This window comes from Undibacterium sp. Ren11W (genome assembly GCF_049340485.1).
GTDB lineage: Bacteria > Pseudomonadota > Gammaproteobacteria > Burkholderiales > Burkholderiaceae_D > Undibacterium.
The window spans coordinates 210,517-231,606 of sequence record NZ_JBMPPB010000008.1 but is presented as its reverse complement, the minus strand read 5'-3'; the positions used below and the strand labels follow the sequence as shown (position 1 = coordinate 231,606).

The 21,090-nt window shown below is 49.9% G+C and carries 19 protein-coding genes; 9 read left to right on the top strand and 10 right to left on the bottom strand.

Annotated elements, in window-relative coordinates:
* The first annotated feature begins 112 nt into the window (after positions 1–112).
* From ACO0K8_RS17560 to ACO0K8_RS17540, 5 genes are all read left to right on the top strand, one after another.
* Complete coding sequence (locus ACO0K8_RS17560; protein WP_422947960.1) at positions 113–1,597, top strand: FAD-linked oxidase C-terminal domain-containing protein; 1,485 nt, start codon at positions 113–115, stop codon at positions 1,595–1,597.
* Positions 1,598–1,724: 127 nt separating this feature from the next.
* Positions 1,725–2,789, top strand: coding sequence for a glycolate oxidase subunit GlcE (gene glcE / locus ACO0K8_RS17555; protein WP_422947959.1), 1,065 nt, complete (start codon positions 1,725–1,727; stop codon positions 2,787–2,789).
* A gap of 9 nt (positions 2,790–2,798) precedes the next feature.
* Positions 2,799–4,031, top strand: a complete 1,233-nt coding sequence (gene glcF, locus ACO0K8_RS17550; RefSeq protein WP_422947958.1) for a glycolate oxidase subunit GlcF — start codon at positions 2,799–2,801, stop codon at positions 4,029–4,031.
* A 277-nt stretch (positions 4,032–4,308) separates the two neighbouring features.
* Complete coding sequence (locus ACO0K8_RS17545) at positions 4,309–4,755, top strand: type II secretion system protein (RefSeq protein ID WP_422947957.1); 447 nt, start codon at positions 4,309–4,311, stop codon at positions 4,753–4,755.
* 203 nt (positions 4,756–4,958) lie between these two features.
* Entirely contained in the window at positions 4,959–6,092 is a 1,134-nt protein-coding gene (locus ACO0K8_RS17540; protein WP_422947956.1) for an aminotransferase class V-fold PLP-dependent enzyme, read from the top strand.
* Between the two features lie 287 nt (positions 6,093–6,379).
* Here the strand turns inward: ACO0K8_RS17540 and ACO0K8_RS17535 are convergent, their stop codons facing one another.
* From ACO0K8_RS17535 to ACO0K8_RS17515, 5 genes are all read right to left on the bottom strand, one after another.
* Positions 6,380–6,985, bottom strand: coding sequence for a hypothetical protein (locus ACO0K8_RS17535; RefSeq protein ID WP_422947955.1), 606 nt, complete (start codon positions 6,983–6,985; stop codon positions 6,380–6,382).
* Positions 6,986–7,821: 836 nt separating this feature from the next.
* On the bottom strand, positions 7,822–8,409 hold the full coding sequence (locus tag ACO0K8_RS17530; RefSeq protein WP_422947953.1) for a hypothetical protein: 588 nt from the start codon (positions 8,407–8,409) through the stop codon (positions 7,822–7,824).
* 82 nt (positions 8,410–8,491) lie between these two features.
* A complete protein-coding gene (locus ACO0K8_RS17525; RefSeq protein ID WP_422947952.1) occupies positions 8,492–11,320 on the bottom strand; it encodes an ATP-binding protein in 2,829 nt (942 codons plus the stop codon).
* Between the two features lie 5 nt (positions 11,321–11,325).
* Positions 11,326–12,081 (bottom strand): hypothetical protein, encoded by a 756-nt coding sequence (locus ACO0K8_RS17520; protein ID WP_422947951.1) that lies wholly within the window; start codon positions 12,079–12,081, stop codon positions 11,326–11,328.
* Positions 12,078–13,622 (bottom strand): hypothetical protein, encoded by a 1,545-nt coding sequence (locus ACO0K8_RS17515; protein WP_422947950.1) that lies wholly within the window; start codon positions 13,620–13,622, stop codon positions 12,078–12,080. The genes ACO0K8_RS17520 and ACO0K8_RS17515 overlap by 4 nt, the downstream gene beginning before the upstream one ends.
* A gap of 261 nt (positions 13,623–13,883) precedes the next feature.
* On the opposite strand from ACO0K8_RS17515, the gene msrA (ACO0K8_RS17510) reads away from it, so the two are divergent.
* Entirely contained in the window at positions 13,884–14,432 is a 549-nt protein-coding gene (gene msrA, locus ACO0K8_RS17510) for a peptide-methionine (S)-S-oxide reductase MsrA (protein ID WP_422947948.1), read from the top strand.
* Between the two features lie 128 nt (positions 14,433–14,560).
* Here msrA (ACO0K8_RS17510) and ACO0K8_RS17505 read toward each other — a convergent pair whose 3' ends face one another.
* Positions 14,561–15,337 carry a helix-turn-helix domain-containing protein gene (locus ACO0K8_RS17505; RefSeq protein WP_422947946.1) on the bottom strand — a complete coding sequence of 259 codons (777 nt, stop codon included), beginning with the start codon at positions 15,335–15,337 and terminating at the stop codon, positions 14,561–14,563.
* Positions 15,338–15,520: 183 nt separating this feature from the next.
* Here ACO0K8_RS17505 and msrA (ACO0K8_RS17500) point away from each other — a divergent pair, with 183 nt between their 5' ends.
* Positions 15,521–16,105, top strand: coding sequence for a peptide-methionine (S)-S-oxide reductase MsrA (gene msrA, locus ACO0K8_RS17500; protein ID WP_422947945.1), 585 nt, complete (start codon positions 15,521–15,523; stop codon positions 16,103–16,105).
* Positions 16,106–16,171: 66 nt separating this feature from the next.
* Here msrA (ACO0K8_RS17500) and pdxH read toward each other — a convergent pair whose 3' ends face one another.
* Positions 16,172–16,807 (bottom strand): pyridoxamine 5'-phosphate oxidase, encoded by a 636-nt coding sequence (gene pdxH / locus ACO0K8_RS17495; RefSeq protein ID WP_422947944.1) that lies wholly within the window; start codon positions 16,805–16,807, stop codon positions 16,172–16,174.
* Positions 16,808–16,819: 12 nt separating this feature from the next.
* Positions 16,820–17,359 (bottom strand): hemerythrin domain-containing protein, encoded by a 540-nt coding sequence (locus ACO0K8_RS17490; protein ID WP_422947943.1) that lies wholly within the window; start codon positions 17,357–17,359, stop codon positions 16,820–16,822.
* 216 nt (positions 17,360–17,575) lie between these two features.
* Between ACO0K8_RS17490 and tcdA the strand changes: the two genes are divergently transcribed.
* Complete coding sequence (gene tcdA, locus ACO0K8_RS17485) at positions 17,576–18,409, top strand: tRNA cyclic N6-threonylcarbamoyladenosine(37) synthase TcdA (protein ID WP_422947942.1); 834 nt, start codon at positions 17,576–17,578, stop codon at positions 18,407–18,409.
* 267 nt (positions 18,410–18,676) lie between these two features.
* Here the strand turns inward: tcdA and ACO0K8_RS17480 are convergent, their stop codons facing one another.
* Positions 18,677–18,925 carry a hypothetical protein gene (locus tag ACO0K8_RS17480; RefSeq protein ID WP_422947941.1) on the bottom strand — a complete coding sequence of 83 codons (249 nt, stop codon included), beginning with the start codon at positions 18,923–18,925 and terminating at the stop codon, positions 18,677–18,679.
* Between the two features lie 916 nt (positions 18,926–19,841).
* Here ACO0K8_RS17480 and ACO0K8_RS17475 point away from each other — a divergent pair.
* Entirely contained in the window at positions 19,842–20,390 is a 549-nt protein-coding gene (locus ACO0K8_RS17475) for a DUF5625 family protein (RefSeq protein WP_422947940.1), read from the top strand.
* 434 nt (positions 20,391–20,824) lie between these two features.
* On the opposite strand, the gene ACO0K8_RS17470 is transcribed toward ACO0K8_RS17475, so the two are convergent.
* The gene (locus tag ACO0K8_RS17470) at positions 20,825–20,980 is read right to left on the bottom strand and encodes a hypothetical protein (protein ID WP_422947939.1); all 156 of its coding nucleotides are present in this window, start codon (positions 20,978–20,980) and stop codon (positions 20,825–20,827) included.
* Positions 20,981–21,090 lie beyond the last annotated feature (110 nt).

The following is a 21,090-nucleotide window of genomic DNA, read 5'->3' as shown; positions in this document are numbered from 1 at the left end:
GCTGAGGCGTCCTTTTTTTATGCCTGAAATATATTCAATGTTGCAGCCGATAACAATTCATCACAAGTAGTGAAAAGCTCATTACACTGGATAAAAATAAGAAGGAGAAGCAATGGAGCCAAACAAGTCAGAGCAGCATCAGCAAAGACAGAGCCGTGTGGTGGCCGCCTTGCGGCGTGTCTTGCCCGCGCACTGTGTCCTGTATCAGGAAGAAGATACCCGTCCCTATGAATGCGATGGGCTGACCGCCTACCGGCAATTGCCCATGGTAGTGACCTTGCCTGAGAACGAGGCGCAGGTGATCGCGATCGTTCAGGTCTGCCGCGAAATGCAAGTGGCTATCGTGCCACGCGGTGCCGGCACCGGCTTGTCGGGTGGGGCCATGCCGATTGCCGATGGCTTGGTGTTATCGACCGCCAGACTGAATAAAATTATCCAGATTGACGCGTATGCCAGAACCGCCAGAGTGCAACCGGGCGTGCGCAATCTGGCGATCTCGGATGCGGTCGGCGTGCATGATTTGTATTACGCCCCCGATCCTTCTTCGCAAATCGCTTGCAGCATAGGCGGTAATGTCGCGGAGAATTCGGGCGGTGTGCATTGCCTGAAATATGGACTGACCGTGCACAATGTAATGGCGGTGCGCGCGGTGACCATGGAGGGCGAGATCCTGGAACTGGGCGGTGCCGCACTGGACGCACCCGGTCTCGATTTGCTGGCGGTCTTTATCGGTTCGGAAGGCATGCTCGGTATCGTTACCGAGGTGATCGTGAAATTAATCCCTAAGCCACAAACTGCGCGCGTCATCATGGCCTCTTTCGATGATGTGATCAAGGCCGGCAATGCAGTCGCAAATGTGATCGCGGCCGGCATTATCCCGGCCGGGCTGGAGATGATGGATAAGACCTCGTCGCGCATGGTCGAACCTTATGTTAAAGCCGGTTACGACATCGATGCCGAGGCGATTTTGCTATGCGAATCGGATGGCACGCTGGAAGAAGTCGAAGAAGAAATTGGGCGCATGAGCGCGGTCTTGCAACAGGCCGGTGCAACCGCGATCGCGGTTTCGCAAAGCGAGGCGGAGCGCCTGAAATTTTGGTCGGGGCGCAAGAATGCGTTTCCCGCCGCCGGCCGTATTTCACCCGATTACTACTGCATGGATGGCACCATACCGCGCAAGAATCTGGCGCAAGTGCTACTCGGTATCGCTGCCATGGAGATTAAATATGGCCTGCGTTGCGCCAATGTATTTCATGCTGGCGACGGTAATCTCCATCCCCTGATTTTGTTTGATGCCAATCAACCCGGCGAGTTTCATCAAGCCGAAGCCTTCGGTGCCGAGATCTTGGAATTGTGCGTGGCAGTGGGCGGTACCATTACCGGTGAGCATGGGGTCGGGATAGAAAAAATCGGCTCTATGTGCGTGCAGTTTTCGCCTGAGGAGTTAGCGGCTTTTTGGGCAGTTAAGCGCGCCTTCGATCCACTGCTGTTGCTCAATCCGGATAAGGCGATTCCTAGCCTGCATCGTTGCGCCGAGTATGGCCGCATGCATGTGAAAAAAGGGGCATTGAAGTTCCCTGATTTGCCGCGCTTTTAGTACCGATAAAAATAAAGTCCCTAAGGCTGTACGCAATATCCATGCGCCTTCTGGCACGAAAATGGCCTGTAAGCCGCATGGATAGTGCGCATTCAGTTTGAAAATGATAAAAATGATGAACACAGACATGGATCATATACTTCTAGCGTATCGCGAACAAATTTTGCGTGCCAGCGCTGATCGCCGTGCCTTGTGCCTGCAAGGCAGCGGCAGCAAACAGTGGTATGGGCAAGAGCCGCTGGGCGAGATTCTCGATACCCGTGTCTATCATGGCATCGTCGCCTATGAGCCGACTGAATTGGTGATGACTGCGCGCTGCGGTACACCGCTGAGCGAGATCACCTCAGCCTTGGACCAAGAAAATCAGATGCTCGCTTTCGAGCCGCCGCAGTTTGGCCCAGGCGCGACCTTAGGCGGGGTGTTTGCCGCCGGTTTGGCGGGGCCTCGGCGCGCCACAGCCGGAGCAGTGCGCGATTTTGCACTGGGTGCGACGCTGATGGATGGCCGCGGCGAGGTGCTGCGCTTTGGCGGGCAAGTAATGAAAAACGTCGCCGGCTATGATGTCTCGCGCCTGCTGGCCGGCTCTATGGGCTGTCTGGGCTTGGTATTGGATATTTCTTTGAAGGTCTTGCCCAAGCCCTTTGCAGAAACCACACTGGCATTTGCCTTGTCGGAAGCCGATGCGATCACGCGTTTGAATCAGTGGGGTGGGCAGGCCTTGCCGATTTCTGGCAGCGCCTGGCAAGTAGGGCGCTTGATGTTGCGTTTGTCGGGGGCAGAGGCTGCAGTGCGTGCCGCCAAACTGAGCTTAGGCGGCGAGGAAATCACCGATGCCAGCGCGTATTGGGCATCGCTGCGTGAGCAAGAACATGATTTTTTCTCGCAAGATGCCGAGCACGGTTTGTGGCGTTTATCGCTGCCTGCTACTACTCCCGCGCTGGCACTGAGCGGTAAATCCCTGATTGAGTGGGGCGGGGCGCAACGCTGGTTGTTCAGCGACGAGGCACCGCAAAGGATACGCGAGCTGGCCAGAGCAGCCGGTGGCCATGTCACGCAATTTCGTGACGGTGATAAAAGTGCGGGCGTGTTCACGCCTTTATCAAAGCCGCTAGCGCAGATACATCGCAATCTGAAAACTAGTTTCGATCCGGCCGGCATCTTCAATCCCGGTCGCATGTATCCCGATTTATAGAGAGCCCTCATGCAAACCAATCTTGCCGATTTTATTAAAGACACGCGCGAAGGCCAGCAGGCTGAAGAGATTTTGCGCAAGTGCGTGCACTGCGGTTTTTGCACTGCCACCTGCCCGACGTATCAATTGCTGGGCGATGAGTTAGATGGCCCGCGCGGGCGCATCTATCTGATCAAGCAAGTGCTGGAGGGTAAGCGCGCCACCGTGAAGACCCAGCAGCATCTGGATCGTTGCCTGACCTGCCGCAATTGCGAAACGACTTGTCCCTCCGGCGTCCAATACGGGCGTCTGCTCGATATCGGCCGTAAGATCGTCGATGAGCAGGTGCCGCGGCCGTTGGCGCAGCAGGTGTTGCGCAGCACCCTAAAAAATCTCTTGCCGCGTAAAGCCCTGTTTAATCCCGCTATGAAGCTGGGGCAGGCCTTGCGACCTGTGCTGCCTATGGCTTTGCAAAATAAGATACCAGTGGCGCAGCAGTGCGGCGTCTGGCCGCAGACGCAACACGCACGCAAGATGCTGTTACTCGATGGTTGTGTGCAACCGAGCATGTCGCCGAATATTAATTTCGCCACGGCCCGCGTACTCGATGCCTTAGAGGTGCAATTAGTGATCGCGCCTAAGGCCGGCTGTTGCGGCGCGATCCGCTATCACCTGAATGACCAGGAAGGTGGGCTTGACGATATGCGCAATAACATCGACGCCTGGTGGCCGTTGGTCGAGGCTGGCGCGGAAGCGATCGTCATGACTGCTTCCGGTTGCGGCGTTACCGTCAAAGAGTACGGACATTTACTGGCGCACGATGTGGCTTACGCCGACAAGGCGCAGCGTATTTCAGAATTGACGCGCGACCTCAGTGAGATCTTGCCGCAGTTTGAAGCCGAGTTGGTGCAAAAACTCGGTAACAAATTAGGCCAGCGCATCGTCTGGCATCCACCTTGCACTTTGCAACATGGCCAGCAAATCCGTGGCAAGGTTGAGGGCTTGTTGCGCAGTGTCGGTGTTGACGTGAAAATGTGCGCTGACAGCCATCTGTGTTGCGGTTCGGCCGGCACTTACTCGGTGTTGCAGCCAGAATTGTCGTATCAGCTACGCGACAATAAATTGCGCAATCTGGAGGCCAGCGAACCGCAGATGATCTTATCGGCGAATATCGGTTGCCTGACGCATCTGCAATCAGGCACCACGACACCGGTTAAGCATTGGATAGAGTTGCTGGATCAGGCCTTGGTGTCATCGACTTAGAAAGTGGTAGCCACTTAGTCAAGCAGTTAGTCTTGATAAAATGACGTCAACCTGACGTCATTTACTATCCTTGCCTAGCCTTTTTTATTGATTGCCGGACAAGTTTGTGGGAAGGTAGGCTTAATCCATGGAAACTTTGCGTGTTCTACTTGAATTCCTGAGGTTTTAGTGCGAGCATGAAACAAGTTCAATACCTGCACAATGCCAACGCGCAATAGTGAATAACAGGGAATGACAGTGAATGAATAAACCTTATAAATTTAGCATGGATGTGTCTATGAAAACCAAGCAATCCTCAGGTTTTACCCTGATAGAACTGATCGTTGTGATCGTTATTTTAGGCGTCTTGGCGGCCACAGCCTTGCCTAAATTCGCCGATTTTGGCGCAGATGCGCGCAGGGCCAAATTGGATGCGGCGACCGGTTCCTTAGTCTCGACCTCGTCCATGATACATGGCAAATTTTTAGTCACCACACCGGTTGTCGCAACGGTGGTAGTAGAAGGCGTAACGGTCACTTACCTCAATGGCTACGCCAATGCAGCGACCATCGCAGCGGCGGCCGGTTTAGCCGCGGCGGATTACACCCTCACCACGGCAGCAACGACTTTGACGGTCAGTCCCATCGGCGTCACCACGCCAGCAAATTGCCAGGTCGTGTACACCCAAGCTGTTGCCGTAGGTGCAGTGCCAACGGTGGTCACCACCAAAACCAATTGCTCGTAAATTGATTGCAGGACCTACGCAATGAAAAGCATCAGATCTCACGATCTGGTGCTTTTTTGATGGGCGATTTACTTTCTCGCGATCACAGCCAAATTAGCGTAAATTAGCTCAAATATTTTCTCGGTTAGTTACTCACTTAGTTACTCACTTAGTTACTCACTTCGTTACTCACTTCGTTTCTCACTCATTTCAAGGAGTTCCCCATGTCCAAGCTCTTTCCCAGCATCGATCCCGATGGTCTGATCGAATATTCGGTGGTGTATACCGACCGCTCGCTGAACCACATGTCGCTAGAATTTCAAGGTGTGATGAAGGATATTTCCAGCACCCTCAAGCAAGTCTATAAGGCGCATGCGGTGGCGATCGTACCTGGTAGCGGTACCTTTGGTATGGAGGCGGTAGCACGCCAGTTGGCCACTAAACAAAAGTGCCTGGTGATACGCAATGGCTGGTTCAGCTACCGCTGGACGCAGATACTCGAGATGGGTGATATTCCCGCTTCAGTGCAAGTGTTAAAAGCGCGCCCGCAAACCGCTGGTTCGCAAGCAGCCTTGGCACCGGCACCGATCGCCGAAGTCGTCGCCACCATCGCCGCCGACCAGCCACAAGTCGTGTTTGCGCCGCATGTAGAGACCGCCTCCGGCATGTTATTGCCCGATGATTACCTGCGCGCCGTCGCCGACGCAGTGCATGCGGTAGGTGGCTTGTTTGTGCTCGATTGCATTGCCTCCGGCGCTCTGTGGGTAGATATGCAGGCCTGCGGCATCGACGTCTTGATCAGCGCCCCGCAAAAAGGCTGGAGCGCCTCGCCGTGCTGTGCGCTGGTGATGCTCAGCGAGCGCGCGCTTGAACGGGTTAATGCCACCCAAAGCAGTAGTTTTGCTTGCGATCTGAAAAAATGGCTGCAGATCATGCAAGCCTACGAACAAGGCGGCCACGCCTATCATGCCACCATGCCTTGCGATGCCTTGGCGCGCTTTCGCGATGTGATGCAAGAAACGGCAGTCTATGGCTTCGATAAAATCCGCGAGCAGCAATTAGAATTAGGTCAGCGCGTACGCACGCTGCTGAGCGATCAGGGCTATAAAAGTGTCGCGGCAAGCGGCTTTGAGGCACCGGGGGTGGTGGTTTGTTATACCGAGGATGCCGATTTTAAGAACGGCAAAAAATTCGCCGCCCAAGGTCTGCAAATTGCTGCCGGAGTGCCACTGCAATGCGATGAACCTGCCGATTTCCAAACCTTCCGCATCGGCCTGTTCGGCTTAGAGAAACTGCAAAATATCGACCGCACCGTGGATACCTTGGCGCGGGCCTTGCAGAAGATAGAGGCGGCATAAAACGACTAAAAAACGCCTTGCTGCTGGCATCAAGGCCTTGAGATTTCAATAAATTTAAACAGGAACTTCCAAAAAACGATCACGCATATTCCATGCGCCTGACAGGCTGTTTTTGCTCGCTAAGGTGCATGGAATATGCGTGTTTCATTTTGAATGTTGGGCTTGTAGTTGATATCTTTGAAATAATTTAGTTACTTTAAATGCGACTGGGCTATTAACATGAATCAGGACGATATGGAGTCGTTATAGCATTCGACAGACAAAGAGAATGCTATGCGCAGCCTAGCCTATTTGAAAAGTTCTTGAAATTTCGAATTCGAATACGTTTTGAATAAAAAATCTTGGATCGATGGTACCAACGCTGTCTTCACCTGACCGCAGGCTTTTGAGGCGCCAAATGAAATTTCAAATGGCGTCTGATTCTTAATCGTTACGGGATTTTTGCCGGGAACGGAAAACGTTGCTTCGATGGTCCATTTTGCGTCTCCAGTTGATTCGAAATCAATGACTTTTAAATCGATAGACAACGGAATACCTGCTCCTATCGAATACATGTCTGCTTTCGTTAATTCATTCTTGATTGCGCCAGCAAGAAAAATTTCATATGGTATTTTCTCAGGAGCAAATACGGGATAACTTCCCCTGCACCATATAGTTGTTACTCCAGGGGAGTTGGCTGCAAAGTCAATAACGTGAATCGGTGAAATTTTTGGTTTTAGATTTCGCAGCAATGCAAGATTTTTTTCCGGCGCAACATACTCACTCGAAAAATAGGTTCTAAAAGCCGGAATATACAGTTCAGAGGTGCCAATCTTTAGAATGAAATCAGATTCTTGGGCACTTAATGGCGTCGAAATTGTAAAAAGTATACTTAGTAGTAGATTTCTAAACATGGGTGTTTTCTTCTATGAAAAACTGTGGATAGGACTAAGGGGACTTTACTTCCCCCGCTAAAAAACAAAAATGATAGGTCTTGAATTACATCTTCTATTGTTTGGAATACGTCAAATCTATATGCGAAAACGGTAAGTTTTCCGTAACACGTAGTTTTTTATCGATATCAGAAAATCCGAGATATTTTGTACTGGTCTTTGCATTTGTGATCTCGACAATCTGATCAGCTACACCCGTAAAATTATTCGCTTCGTTAGTCGGTGTCCCAAGGGTGATTTGCGCTACGACCGTAAAAGTAAGTGATTGCTGCACCTCTGGGATGACCCAGGGTTTTGAACATGTGTCATCGGTAAATTGTTTTTGCCTAATTATAGTTGGGATAATATTTCCATTCGAATTGCCAAATTCATAGACGTTTATTACTGAGTGAATGACGTTAGAGGAAAAAGTTCGACCGCATTCAGATACCCATGTTCCGTTGTATTTTGAAATGGATCCAGAAGACGAAGAAAGTTGCGTAGGAGGGGGGGATTTGGAGGGTTGTTTGCAGACGTGGATTTATTCTCTGATCCCCCTCCACAGCCATTCAGGAAATAAATTTGACTTATACAAGCAATAAATTTAATGCAATTGATAGAAGTTTTTTTCATTTATTTGAATATACAAGGCTCGCTTGTATATAGATTTTTATATTAAATTAATAATTTTTTGAAACTATGTCTACCGAGTATCTATTCTATTGATCAGAAGATTTAGTTGCGTTTTTTAGCTGGGGTTGCTAAGTGGGGGTAACGATTAGTGTTATTTTTTTATTGTTAAGAGCGTGTTTGCTGACTCATTTTATGAGTTGGGCTTTCTGGAATGAACGCATAGTTTCGTTGACCATATTCGTCACGAATGAATCGCTTGGCTTCCCTATTCCGCGGCTGAGTGTGTAACCATTGTCGCTAAAGTGTACTAACCATCCCCATTTTTTTTCTCCGGTATTATCAAAAATAGAAACCATTACTGTTATTCTTGTTCCTATGAATCCACTTGAACTTTCGTAAGCGGAGTATGGTTGTAACACAATACGATAACTGCTTCCTTGATAGATCTCAGTTTTTTCGAGTTCCTGCATCAGTTTATTTGGCACTTCATCCTTGAGCAATTTCACTATGTTTTTTACGCGATTCAGTGCTGATCTTTGATCTTCCTCTGAGAGGGAATAGTTAGGGTGAAATTTTGATTTTTCGTATTCCATATCAATGTGTATTTTTGGGTTGTTTTCCCATACGATAGAAACGTCATGTATTTTAAACGCCTGCGGTTTGATGAAATTTACTGTGTCATAACGAGATTTGCATCCAGCTAGTATAAATAAAAGACCGATGCAAATAGCGTGTTTGTAAAAGGCGCGAGATTGTAGAGTTAAAAAATTCATTGTTTTTTCTGTTAATCTTAAAAAATGTTCGTGAAATAATTTAGTCGTTCTCAGTTCATTCGAGATAATCAAATAAAAAAAATCACGCTCTGGCGTCCTTGATCTTCTCGACCTTACGCTGCAAGACAAAAATCGGCTGCGCCCATTCTGTGTCTTTTTTCTTCTTGCTGGTAATCAGGGTCAATTCTGATGGGTCGTAGACGTCGGTGTTGTGCGTCAGCGGGGTGGTCATCAGGTATTGGGCGTCGGTGTTTTTCAAAAATTCACCGACCAGCTGAATATTACGGATATCCAGATGGGCAAACGGTTCATCAATGAAGACGAAACCACCGGAACCGTCTTCCGATTTGAGTAAGCCGATCAACAAGATCAGTGACTTCATGACCTGCTGGCCGCCGGATGCTTCGCCATCGTTCATGCCTATCGGGCCTTTGCCATCAAACTTGAAGCGCACGTGCAGGCCCGCTTGCGATAATTGGGTATCGTCATTTTCCAGCTTGACCGGATCGGTGTGCACTTCGATACCGGCCAGTTCGCCTAATTGCTTGATGTTTTTGCTGTAGGCCTTAATGGTGTAACGCAGCCTGTCCATGTAGGCGCTGCGGGCGTTGACGGTGGCTTCCATGGCGCGGTTATTCTGATAGCGGCGCTCATCGGTTTCTGCCTGGCGGCCTTGTAGTAATGTGTTTAAGCGCACGTATTGATCGACCACGGTAGAGTCAATTTCCCAGTCATCACGTCCTAAAATATTCCCCAGGCTGCGCAGACGCAAGTCGATCTGATGGACGTTTTCGTGTTCGGCCACCAGCTCTTTGCGGTGTGAGCTACGCTTCCAGTTATGCGGCAGTTTGTGCCAGCTGGCGCGCATCGCCTTGAGCGTCTCGAACTGGGTCTTGCGTTCTTCCGCGTGACGCTTTTCTGATCCGCGTAATTGGGCTTCGGCGTCGGTGATGCTGGCCTTGGCTTGCTCCCATTTTAGATGCGCCACGGTGCGCTGTTCGGTGGCGGATTTGAGCAAGGGTGCCAGCTCGCCCAGACGGCCGCCGACTTCCATACGTTGCTGTTTCAGCGGTTGGGTGTTGCGTGTGGCTTCTTCAAATTCTGCATGACGGGCGCTGAGTTCTTTGGCTGCATCGACACCGGCTAGTCTGGCTTTGTAAGAGCTGATTTCACCCGCCAGTTTGCTGATTTTAATGGTGAGCTGATCTTCTTGCGATTGCAGGCGCGGCAGCGATTTTTGCAGCGCTTCCAGACGTTGGGTGCGACCGGCGCTACCGAAACGATAGCGCGAGGCTTCGACAAACAGCGAGCGGCCACCACGGCGTTCAAAGTGGTAAGCGTCTGGCGTGATCCATTCTTGCGACTTGGCGTTCTTCATGCCCTTGTCGATGGAATCAACGGTTTCTATGCGTTGCAATTGCTCGATCAGCCAGCCTGGTGCTTTGGCGGTAAAGTTCACCACCGACAGCAGACTATCGTCTTTGACGCTAGGGGCGTTGATGCGGTCCGGTACGATGAAGTGGCTATAGCGTTGCTTTTCACCGACACGGTAAGCGGCGCTGGCGTCACTGGCCTTATCGAGCAAAATGACCGAGGTGTAGCCGCGCAAGACACCCTCGACTGCGCCTTGCCATTTTTGGTCGGTGACTTCTACGATCTCAGGCAACATGCAATGAGAAATGCCGGCGTCGTTGAGTGCGCGGCGCATCAGGCGTACGTTTTCCGGATCGGCTAGCGCGGTCTTGCCTTGCAAGGCGCTAATGGTTTCCATCTCGGCACTGATGCGGCTACTGAGGGCGTCGCGCTCTTGCTTATTGCGCGACAGCTCGGCTTCTTTTTTTTCCAGATCGTCGGCCACATTGGCGACGTCAGCATCGGCTTCTGCTGCCAGTTTTTGCAAACGGGTCTTTTGCTCTAACAGGCTTTCTTGCGGTTTTAGTTTGGTATTAATCTGTTGCAGTTTTTCGCGCAGGCTAGACTCTTCCGCTTCCAGGCCCGCTTCACTCTGTTGCGCTTCTGTGAGTTTTTGTGCCTGTTGTGCCAGTTGCTGGCGCCGTTCAGACAGGCCTTCATCCTGGGTCTTGAGAAAACGCTTACTGCCGCGCAGCGCCTGGCTGGTGGCAGCGGCATGTTCTAGCGCTTCGTGGTATTGCAGGGTCGGTAATACCTCTTCCTGCAAATCGCGTTTTTCTTTGTTCAGCGCTTCCCATTGGTGATAATTGGCAACGCGCAGGCGCAGACCTTCCAGATTGGTTTTGGCCGCATCGAATTCGGTTTCGAAATGCTGTAATTCGGTTTCGGTGTCGCGTTGATGGCGCTTGGCGTCATCGTAGGCGTCTAACACTTCCTTGTCGCCGAACACCTGAAACACCAGATCGAGTAATTGACGTGGTGCGTATTCGCACAGCTTATCGGTCTCACCTTGCTCCAGTGCCAGCACCTTACCCATCGCGCTGGACAGGCCTGCGTGCGACAGGCGTTTGCGGTAGTTCTCTACACCCAGCCAGTCATTGGCTTCCTGCACTTCTTCGATCTCGACTTTGCCGCCGCGCATCAGGTACAGCCGCTTCCAGTCACCGCCATTTTTTTCGATTTTACAAAACAGCGTGACATCATCCTCGTATAAGCCAGAGAGGCGGAAAGGGCGGTTTGAAATCTGCGGCCCGACCGCGCTATTGTCGACCACGGCACGTATCCATGAAGTCTGCTGGCCGGAGTGACGCGCATAATGTTTGTAGGAGCGGCCCATCGAGCATTCCAGACCAAACAGGGTGCGCAGTGCATCGAGCAAGGTCGTCTTGCCGGAACCGTTTTGGCCAGCAATGGTGATGATCTTGGCGTCTAGCGGGATGTTCTTGATGCGCTGCCAGTAATCCCAGTGCACCAGTTCTAAAGATTTAATATGAAACATAGGGCTTATTCTTCTTCTGTTGGTGTGACGGCGGATGCCTGCTCGGCTTGCGCTTGGTGTTCTTGCTGTGGCTCTGCTTCTGGCTCTGTTTCTGGCTCTGTTTCAGGCAGCGGCGCAATCACAGCCGGGGTGCGTTGTATTTGAGCCGGAAAAATATCCGATAGCGCGCCGTTGATGATGCGGTCTTTCAGGGTGTCGGTATCCATCATCAGATCGAGCAAGGCGCCTTCTAGCACCAGATCGCCTTTGCGCTCGATAAACCCCAGGCGCGCCAGTTGGCCCAGATTCATGTCCATGCGGGTTTTCTTGCCTAGCTTTTCGCCGAAATCGGCCAACAAGGCGCGGTAAGAAATACCGATAGAACTTTCCTCGGCGCGTGGCATAGGTTTTTCTTTGCCGAACATATCGTTCTGTTCTTCTTCGGCTTGCTGATGCGCTTCCTGGCGTTCGCGTTTCGGCAAAATAATCAGTGACCACAACACCACCAATAAGGCGACACCATCGCGTGCCAGGCCAAAATTATTGTTCTGCCAGGTCTCTTTGGTGCCGAATACTTTCGATTCGCTGTCGCGCGTGAGTGCCAGCGTGACGTAGTCGGCATATACATTGTCGAGAAATTTCATGCCGCAAGCTTTTAGACGCAGATCGACATCGGCTCTGAATATTTCATCCGAGAGGGCGCGCTTTACCAGCTTGTCTTCGCGTCTTAAGGTCTGGTGTGCCAGCAGGCGGGCGATCAGTATTTGTGCATCTTCGGTCATGGTGTTTCTCTGGTGATTTCTATTGCGTCAGGCTGTGCTGCTGCTGTTGCGGCGTCAGTGCTAGCGGCCATTTCTGGCAGTGCGTGTTCGGTGACACTTTCGGTGACGCTTTCGGTCGCGTCGGTCACGTTGGCGCTGGCCTGAATTGATTTTTCTGACTTATTTTGTTTGACGGATTTACCCGATTTTTTGGGCGCAGGCGATGCCAATGCTGGCATCTCTACCGCTTCCTGATCTTCTGGTGCAGCACTCGCCAGACTCAGACTGGCGATCGACATCGCAGCCACATGCTCAGAGACCACCTTTTGCATCTTATCTTTGGAATTAAATACCAAAGGCAGTCTGGCCAGTGCGGCGGTTGCGCCTTGCAAGGCCGATTCATTGATGTCGCCAAGCAGCGGCAATAGTGAGGCGCGGTAAGAGGCAATCGCGAAGCTGGCTGGCAACAAAACTTCCTGTAGCGGCAACGCTTTTTCTAGCGGATTGGCGTTGCTGAGTAAAGCTAGCCAATGATCGAGTTCTAGCAAAGCATCGCTATCATCCTTGGCGATTTCTGGCGCATTTTCGCCTTCCGGCAGAGCCCCCGCCACTGCCGATACCCGGGTGGCGAGCAATTCGCTTTCGGCCACGTCTATCATCTCAGAAGGGGTGATGAATAAGGGCGTAACCGGATGCGCCAATGCATTGTCGGCCAGCGAGGCCAGATCGTCTCTTTGCAAGAGCCAGGTCTTGATATCGGTAGTCGAAAGTCCAGATTGCCCCAGATGTACGCGTTGCCGCTCGATCTGGTTCAGTGCGCGCGAAAACATGCCTTGCATATTCAGCAGTGCGCTCTGAGCGCGACCAATTGCCTGTGCTGCCCTGTGAGTGGCTGAATCGGCGCGGCTGTCGTGCGTGATCGCCTGAATAATCTGCGAGCCCTTTTCTACCCAATCGCAAGCGGTATGCCATTTTTTCTGGGCGGTGCGCAATTGGAACTCTGAGCCCGATGCAATCGCGTCGGAGAATTCTTCGGTCAACTCGATTAAGCGGCCCAGCAAATGATGCAATTGCTCAACCGAGACACCACCGACGGCCTGTGCACCGGCCACCTGGGTCAGTACATATTCGATTTCGCCTTGTTGTTCCACTTGTAGTAGTGACTCTAGCGCCGCCAGTACATTGCGCGCCGTAGGGCTGACTCTATACACTGCCTGGCTGGCATCCCACACCAATAAGCCGGTAGTGCGCAGCCGCGATAACACGGTTTCCAGGCTGTCGGCCTCTAAATAGCCCAGTTTGGCATTGATGTCGGCGCGCGACAAAGCCGGCGTCTCGACATCGGCAGTAAGCTCGCGCAATACCAGTAAGCGCAACAGTACGCCGTTAAAACCGCCATGAAACAAGGCAGTAAACGCTTGCAGCATAGGCTGAGCGCGCTTGAGCGGAAAAACCGCAGCGACGTCGTCAGGAGAAATGCCAGTTTTGAAATAGGTCTGCAGAGCTCGGTCATGGTCGTTTTGATCGGTCTGGACAGGAGGTTCTTCACTAAAATTTTGCATGCCGCATTTTACCCGCTTGCAGACAGATTGAGTATTGTCAGGGTTTTAATAAAGACGGATGAGTTTGCGATTAAATCCGCGAATATTTTTATGTTTTTCGCAACTATTGAGGCGTAGCGAGCAGCTTCGCTACAGATGGACGAAAATACGTGTAAGAAAATGCGCTCACGACAGACCAAGCTGAAGTAGCGCCGCATGCGAGTTGGCCAGGGCTTAGTACTCCCACTAATAAATCTAGAAAATTGAGATCAAGGACGCAATATGACACAAAATAATTTACCATCGACCGCCATTGCCACTCTGGGTGGTGGCTGTTTCTGGTGCACGGAGGCGGTATTTCAGCAGATCCGTGGAGTCCTTAAAGTGGAATCCGGCTACACCGGCGGTGCCGTCCATATGCCCACTTATGAGCAAATCTGTACCGGCAAGACTGGCCACGCCGAGGTGGTGCGTCTGAGTTTTGACCCCGCAGTCATCAGTTACCAGGAACTGCTGGAGATCTTTTTTACCATCCACGATCCGACCACGCTCAACCGTCAGGGCAATGACGCCGGCACCCAATATCGTTCGGTGATTTATTTCCATGATGCAGAGCAGCAGGCGATTGCGCAGCAGGTGATACAGAAAATGGCAGCGGTATGGGACGATCCTATCGTCACCGAGCTCAGTACTGCGCCTATGTTTTATATCGCCGAAGACTACCATCAAAATTATTTCCGCCAGCATCCTCAGCAAGGTTATTGCTCGGTAGTGGTAGCGCCGAAGGTGGCCAAAGCGCGCAAGCTGTTTGCCAGTAAATTGATAGGCTGATGCGATTGTAAAAGTGGCCTGGCCCAGCGCGCATATTCTATGCGGCTCCCAGGCCACTGTGCTTGAAGAAGCGCATGGAATATGCGCGTTGGCACGGGGCGGTTTTGCGTAAGTCCTATTTGTATTGACTACAGCTTCTTCTTATTCTTCTTTTCCTCGTACTGCTCTATATATTCCTTACGTACCAACGCCTTGAATTGCTGCGGTAGCCATGGCCTGGCTGCCAGCATGAAGCTCATGCGGTGTTTTTCTTCGAAGGGGAGTTTGGCGTCTTCCTGATGTTGTTCGGAAAACTCTCTGGCCACTTGCTTGAGGCGATTTAAGAGCGCATTGACCGACTGTTTGGACAGCATGACGTTGATCAGGCGCATTAACTCGTGGTCGCCGTTGAAGTCGCAAGATAAATATTCGGCATAGGCCTGATCGCGGAAATCATTTTGGATAGGGCCGTTCGGTATCCAGCGGAAGGTGCGCGAGACCAGCAACTTGACGCGGTTATTCGGAAGCAATTCCAGGAAGCCGATTTTATCCAGCCTTAGCAAGTATTTGATCACTTCGACTTCGGTCAGCTCGTAGATTTTGATCATTTGCTCTACCGTCAGCAAATTGAGTGCCGAGACCGCGACCAGAAATTCTTTCGGGTCGTTGATGATTTCTTTTTCCTGTTCGTAAGTGAGCTCTGAGATCAGCGACTCTTCGCCCGAGTTCAGCGCCAGATCGCGTAAGCTGATTTCTGTGGCTTGTAAGATATCGTCTAGCCTTTGTAGCGTAAAATTCTTTTGCGAGAACATGCGCTTGACGCTCGCTTCCGACATAGAGATACGGGTGGCGAGATCAGCATAAGTGATGTTTCTGGCCTTGAGTTCGCGTTTCAAGGAGTCAACCAGCGTGGTAGCTTTAGGCATGATTTTTTGAAATGTAAAAAAGTATTAAAAAATGATACACCAAGCGGCTTGTCTTGCCACTCTTTGTATATAGATTGCTCACACTTAATGGCTACTTGATAATTCAAATCGATAAGTAATTGGTACTATGCAAGTAGAAATGCGTGTTTTTACTCAGGCATGGCCAAATAGAGGAGAGCGGGTATGACGATAGAGATGGCAACTTTTGGTGGCGGATGTTTCTGGTGTACCGAGGCGGTATTTCAGCAATTGCGCGGGGTGAAAAGTGTGGATTCCGGTTACTCGGGCGGCACGCTGGAGTCCCCCAGTTCTGAGCAAGTGAGCGAGGGCAATAGCGGTCACGCAGAAGTGGTGCGCCTCAGTTTTGACAGTAGCTTAGTGAGTTATCGTACTTTGCTGGAAATATTTTTTGCTACCCACGACCCGACTACTTTGCATCGTCAGGGTAGTGACGTAGGCAGCCAATATCGCTCCATCATTTTCACGCATAGCGAAGAGCAAGACGCGATGGCGCAAAAAGTAATGAATGAGATCGCCTGCGTCTGGGATGCTCCTCTGGTGACTGAATTGCGGAGTGCTCCGCAATTTTATCTGGCCGAAGAATATCACCAGAATTATTTCAAACTCAATGGTCATCAGAGTTATTGCAGTTTGGTGGTGGCGCCTAAGGTGCAAATCGCCAGAGAATATGCACGTGTATCGGCTGCCGGACCGGCGCGCGGCAAGAAATTTAATTATTCGGGCTATATGAATGCCATGCTTAACTGAAGTTTTTATTTGAGATCTCAAATAAAAAAGCACGCTGATGCGTGCTTTTTTATGGAGTTACCCGGCTTATGGTTGTAAGCGGCTGATGCTCCAGTCGCCATCGCTGTCGCGTGTGTAGACGATGCGGTCATGCAGGCGTGAACTGCGACCTTGCCAGAATTCTATGCGATCCGGTACCAGACGGTAGCCGCCCCAGTGTTCTGGACGCGGCGGATGATCGCCATGTTCGCTGGTCACTTGTGCCAGACGTTGCTCTAGTAAATCGCGATTGGCGATAGGCTGGCTTTGCTGCGAGGCGCAGGCGCTACGGCGGCTACCTAGCGGGCGGCTATTAAAATAACTATCGTTGTCCTGTTCCGAGACTTTTTCTATACGGCCTTCTATACGTACCTGACGTTCCAGTGCGCTCCAGAAAAACAGCAAGGCAGCTTGCGGGTTAGCGGCCAGATCATGGCCTTTGGCGCTGTCATAGTTGGTGAACCACGAAAACCCATTCTGGTTAAATTCCTTGATCAGCACGATGCGCGAGGAAGGGCGGCCTTCGGCATTCACGGTGGCCAGGCTCATGGCATTGGCTTCGGCGGCATCGGCTTTGAGCGCCTGCTCAAACCAGTGGGCAAATTGTTGTATGGGATCGGCAGCGACGTCGGTTTCTGACAGGCTGGCGAGTTGGTAATCTTTACGCAGATTGGCAATAGACATGATTAATCCTGGTTAAGCTTGGGTAGGTATGCCGCGCCGTTCTTGCATGGCGCTGCCTAGTGTAGCCATTTGTGCTGCGCTAAATATACGCTTGGCCATGGGGGCGATTTGGGTTTCTTCGGTGTGCATGTGATCAAAGTAAATTTCTTTAAATTGTGCGATATCAGACTCTGCCAATACTGCAGAAACACCGAGAGAAATTGCCTTAAGCTGACGCTCCAGATTTGCCCACAGGGTGGCCATTTCTGCATGTTGCTGCAAGATGCGTGGCAACAGCTGCTGCAACAGAGCGGCATCCTCACCTTGCGCAGTCGCTTCTAGCGTTGGCAGTAGGTCGCATTCTTCGTCTTCATGATGCAGCGGGGCCGCGTCGCTAAAATAACGCAACACCGCAAAGGCGGCCTGTCTGGCTTGCTCGTCGGCACCCTGCTCGGGCAGATGCTCCAGCAATTTGTCTAGCGTAGTCAATTGCTTGCGTATGCGGTCATGGCAATGTTTGAGGACGGCTAGGGGCTGGTCAAAGCCGGGCGCGCTGCTAAATAAATTATCCACAGATCCTCTTGGTGTGCATTTGTGTGCGTTAATAAATCCTTGTCTGAAAAATTATGCAGGATTCTGGCGAAAGCTGCTTGTCTAAGATCAATCTCCACTCAAGACGCCAAGCGAGCGCTAGATTCGCTCAGATCGTAGAACGCGGCTGTTATGCCGACAGCGCTATCTTGTAAAATGGCGGCTTCAACGAACATCTTTACTATAAATACTAATTACATGCAAAAGCAACAAGAACCTGTCGATATTGATTTTGAACGGCGTTTTGGCGGCGTCGCCCGTCTGTACGGCGCGGTGGCGTTGGAACATTTCAAGCAAGCCAATATCTGCATCGTCGGCGTCGGCGGCGTCGGTTCATGGGTGGTGGAGGCGCTGGCGCGTAGTGCGATCGGCCATCTGACCATGATAGACCTCGATAACGTGGCCGAATCGAATGTCAATCGCCAGCTACAAGCAACCAGCGAGACGCTAGGCAAAGCCAAGGTCACGGCGCTGGCCGAGCGCATCTACCAGATCAATCCATTTTGCCAGGTCACTGAGGTAGAAGACTTTGTGACGCCGGAGAATCTCGATCAGATGATAGGCGCGCGCAATTTTGATTATGTGATCGATGCCATCGACAGCGTCAAAGCCAAGACCGCGCTGATCGCGTACTGCCGCCAGCGTGGCATCCCCTTGATCACGATAGGTGCAGCGGGCGGCCAGACTGATCCCTGCAAAATAGAAATACGTGATCTGTCGCGTACCGAGCAAGAGCCTTTGCTGGCGCTGGTACGCAAACGCCTGCGCCAAAATTTCGGCTTTCCGCGCGGTAGCAAAAGCAAATTCGGTATCGATGCGGTGTTTTCTATGGAGGCCTTGGCTATGCCTGAGACGGCCGAAGTGTGCGAAGTCGATGACACCAGCAACGCAGGCGTGACCGGCCTCAATTGCGCCGGTTTTGGCTCCTCTATCGTGGTCACCGCCTCCTTCGGTTTAGCGGCGGCGGCACAAGTCTTACGCAATCTGGCAGCAGCCGCCAAGGCGAAGGCGGCGAGCCAGGAGGCGATCTAAATTTTTAAAACGAGCATGCCGCCACTGCGCATATTCTATGCGGGTTTGCAGCCTGCTTGGCCTGTAAGCCGCATGGTATATGCGTGTTGGGCTAGGGGTTGCGGTCTTGATGGTTTTCCATTTGGGTTAATGTGCTAGCGATTTCGCCTTAGCGGCTTACATTACGGTGAGCCATGCAATACGCGCTGTTGAAAATGTTGGAATCTTAGAACTGGCTCCGTTTTCGCATTTACTAGTGGGATGGGTGCCTTATTGAGCTTTGATAAATTAGCCTAAATATTTTTTTGAAATTGCAACGCAAAGAAAAAATATAATACCAATGAACATAAAAATTTTAGTATCTTTTAGTAATTTTTGAATCTCCTTGTCCCCTTCTTTACCTTTTTGACGTAACTGATCAGCAGTCAAGTCGTATCCTAGTCTTTTGAATATTCTGAGTTTTTTTTTAAGTAACCAAAAAATACCCCATATTATCCATGCGATTAACACAGTAATTAATAAAGTGTTAGTGTCCATTCAGTTTCCGCTTTAGTTTAAGTTTGTATTAAAAATCTGCATTGCTAAAAAACAGCATTAATTCGCCAAATACAAAATACTCTCATCAGTCAAAAGAAGCTCATAAGCACCCATATAATTTAATAGCTTAAATTCATGTCTAATTTCACATGTTTACATGACGTTTATATGGGTGTCATATTGAGCGAGTATTCCATTATCGTGACGATATTGCTCATATATACGTTTCCGAGTTAAATTAAATAAACAAAAATCGACAGTAGCCATCCGAAATACGTGCCAACCAAATATGCGCTAATCAAATAAAGAATCCAGATTTTTCTAGCGACGAGATGAACCTCTTTATTTTTTGAATCTCGTGCCATTGGTAAAAAATGATCGGGAGTATTTTCGAAAGACTCAGGAAAAATATTTAGCAATTTTTTCTTGTTTAACGGGTAATAATGATTTTTAATTAATGAAGGAAATAAAAACCCCAATGTTGTTAAAAAAAATAATTCTGGCTTCCCGATATAGTTTGTGAAATACAGTTTGTGTACGTACATAAGGACTAACAAATTTATAAACCCAGCCAGTAAAAGTCCATAATATTTTTGATTTACTTCAGATGAAGTTTTCGGCAAATAAGTCATTTTCATTTCACAAATTATTATTATATTTTGAAGTTAAAAACACAACTCGAGGTCAGCTCTAACATTCCAACATTTCAAGATCCGAGCATATTAATCTAATTATCTGGCGAGACCTCTCGGATTAAGCCCGTAAGCCCCAATAAGTAGGGTGCCAATACCGGCAGGCGTATTGCACCGGATGGAATTGTTCATAAACGATAGATGGCGTAATAGATAAAATCCGCAGCCGCCCTGTGTCAGACTAGTTTTCGCCTCCAAAATTTCAACAATAACAGATCAATCAAATGAGCCAACTTCCCCGATTCAGTCGTTTACATAGGCATTTTATTCTAACCATCGTACTTTGCCTTGGGCTAACAGCTTGTGTCGGCACATCTCTTGTTCCAAGCCCGTATTTTGAACGCTCAATTGATTTGGCGCATGCAGATGGCAATATAGATATGCGAATGAAAATTGCCGAACATAGGGGGTATCGTTTTCATCTTTCCTTTAAATATAGAGCAGACGATCAAGTAGACAGAGCGCAGGTACGTGAGCTTACTGGTGGTACTGTGGGAGATCAAAAGCCCGGAGTGCCAACGCCTGTCGAGATCAAAATTAGCAGAATCGAAACTGAGCATGAAACCATGGTGTACCAAAATATAACGGACCCCATTCTCAGTTCTTGGGGCGCCGACTCGCTAGACAAAGTAATTGCGGAGGTTATTTTGGAGCCAGGAATCTATAGGCTGCAAGTAAGAAGCTTGAAAAGCGAGCTTAAATTATTAGGTACACCGATATTCTTGATGGTCACCTACAATCCAAAATTGAACCCGATCACGAGCAAAAATTAATAAGAGAGATTAAATGGAACACGGGACCACCCATTTCTTTCAGCCTAAGCTTGTGCCCGTAATTGGTAGCCTTGGCGAACACATTGCTCAGTGTTCGCAATGATTTTTAAAACCAGCATGCCGCCACTGCCATATTCCATGCTTTTGGCGGCTTGGTGGGCTTCCATTCGGCTTAATATGCGAGCTATTACGTCTTACCGGCTTATATGACGAAAGCTGCGCAGTATACGCTGTGGAAATGTAATTTGAAAATGTTGGGATGTTAGAACTGCCACCGTTTTGCGTGAAAACTAACATAAAAAACTAATAAGACACCCACAAAAATACAATTAACAATGTATTGAGATGGGTGTCTTATTAGACCCCTTGACTTCAGGCCAATTTTGTTCGATGGGGCAAATTCCGTCGCCTTTTCGGTGAAAACTGTAGGCCGATCAAATACGATGTTGATCGTGATCAGTCACCGCCACTTGTGCAATCTTGGTCGTAACAGTCAATGCTTGCGCCACAGCGAATGGAACTTGATTTGCAGTGAATTCATCAAAGTTCAACACCATCGACTCAATGCGGCGAACATTATTGACTGACATCACAGCTCATCTGTATTTAAGGCGGGCGTTTGCATAAGGCAGCGGTGTCGGTCTTTTGTTTTAGTGGAGTTTATGGGAGCTCAGGGGAACTGAGACTCGAATCGACTAGT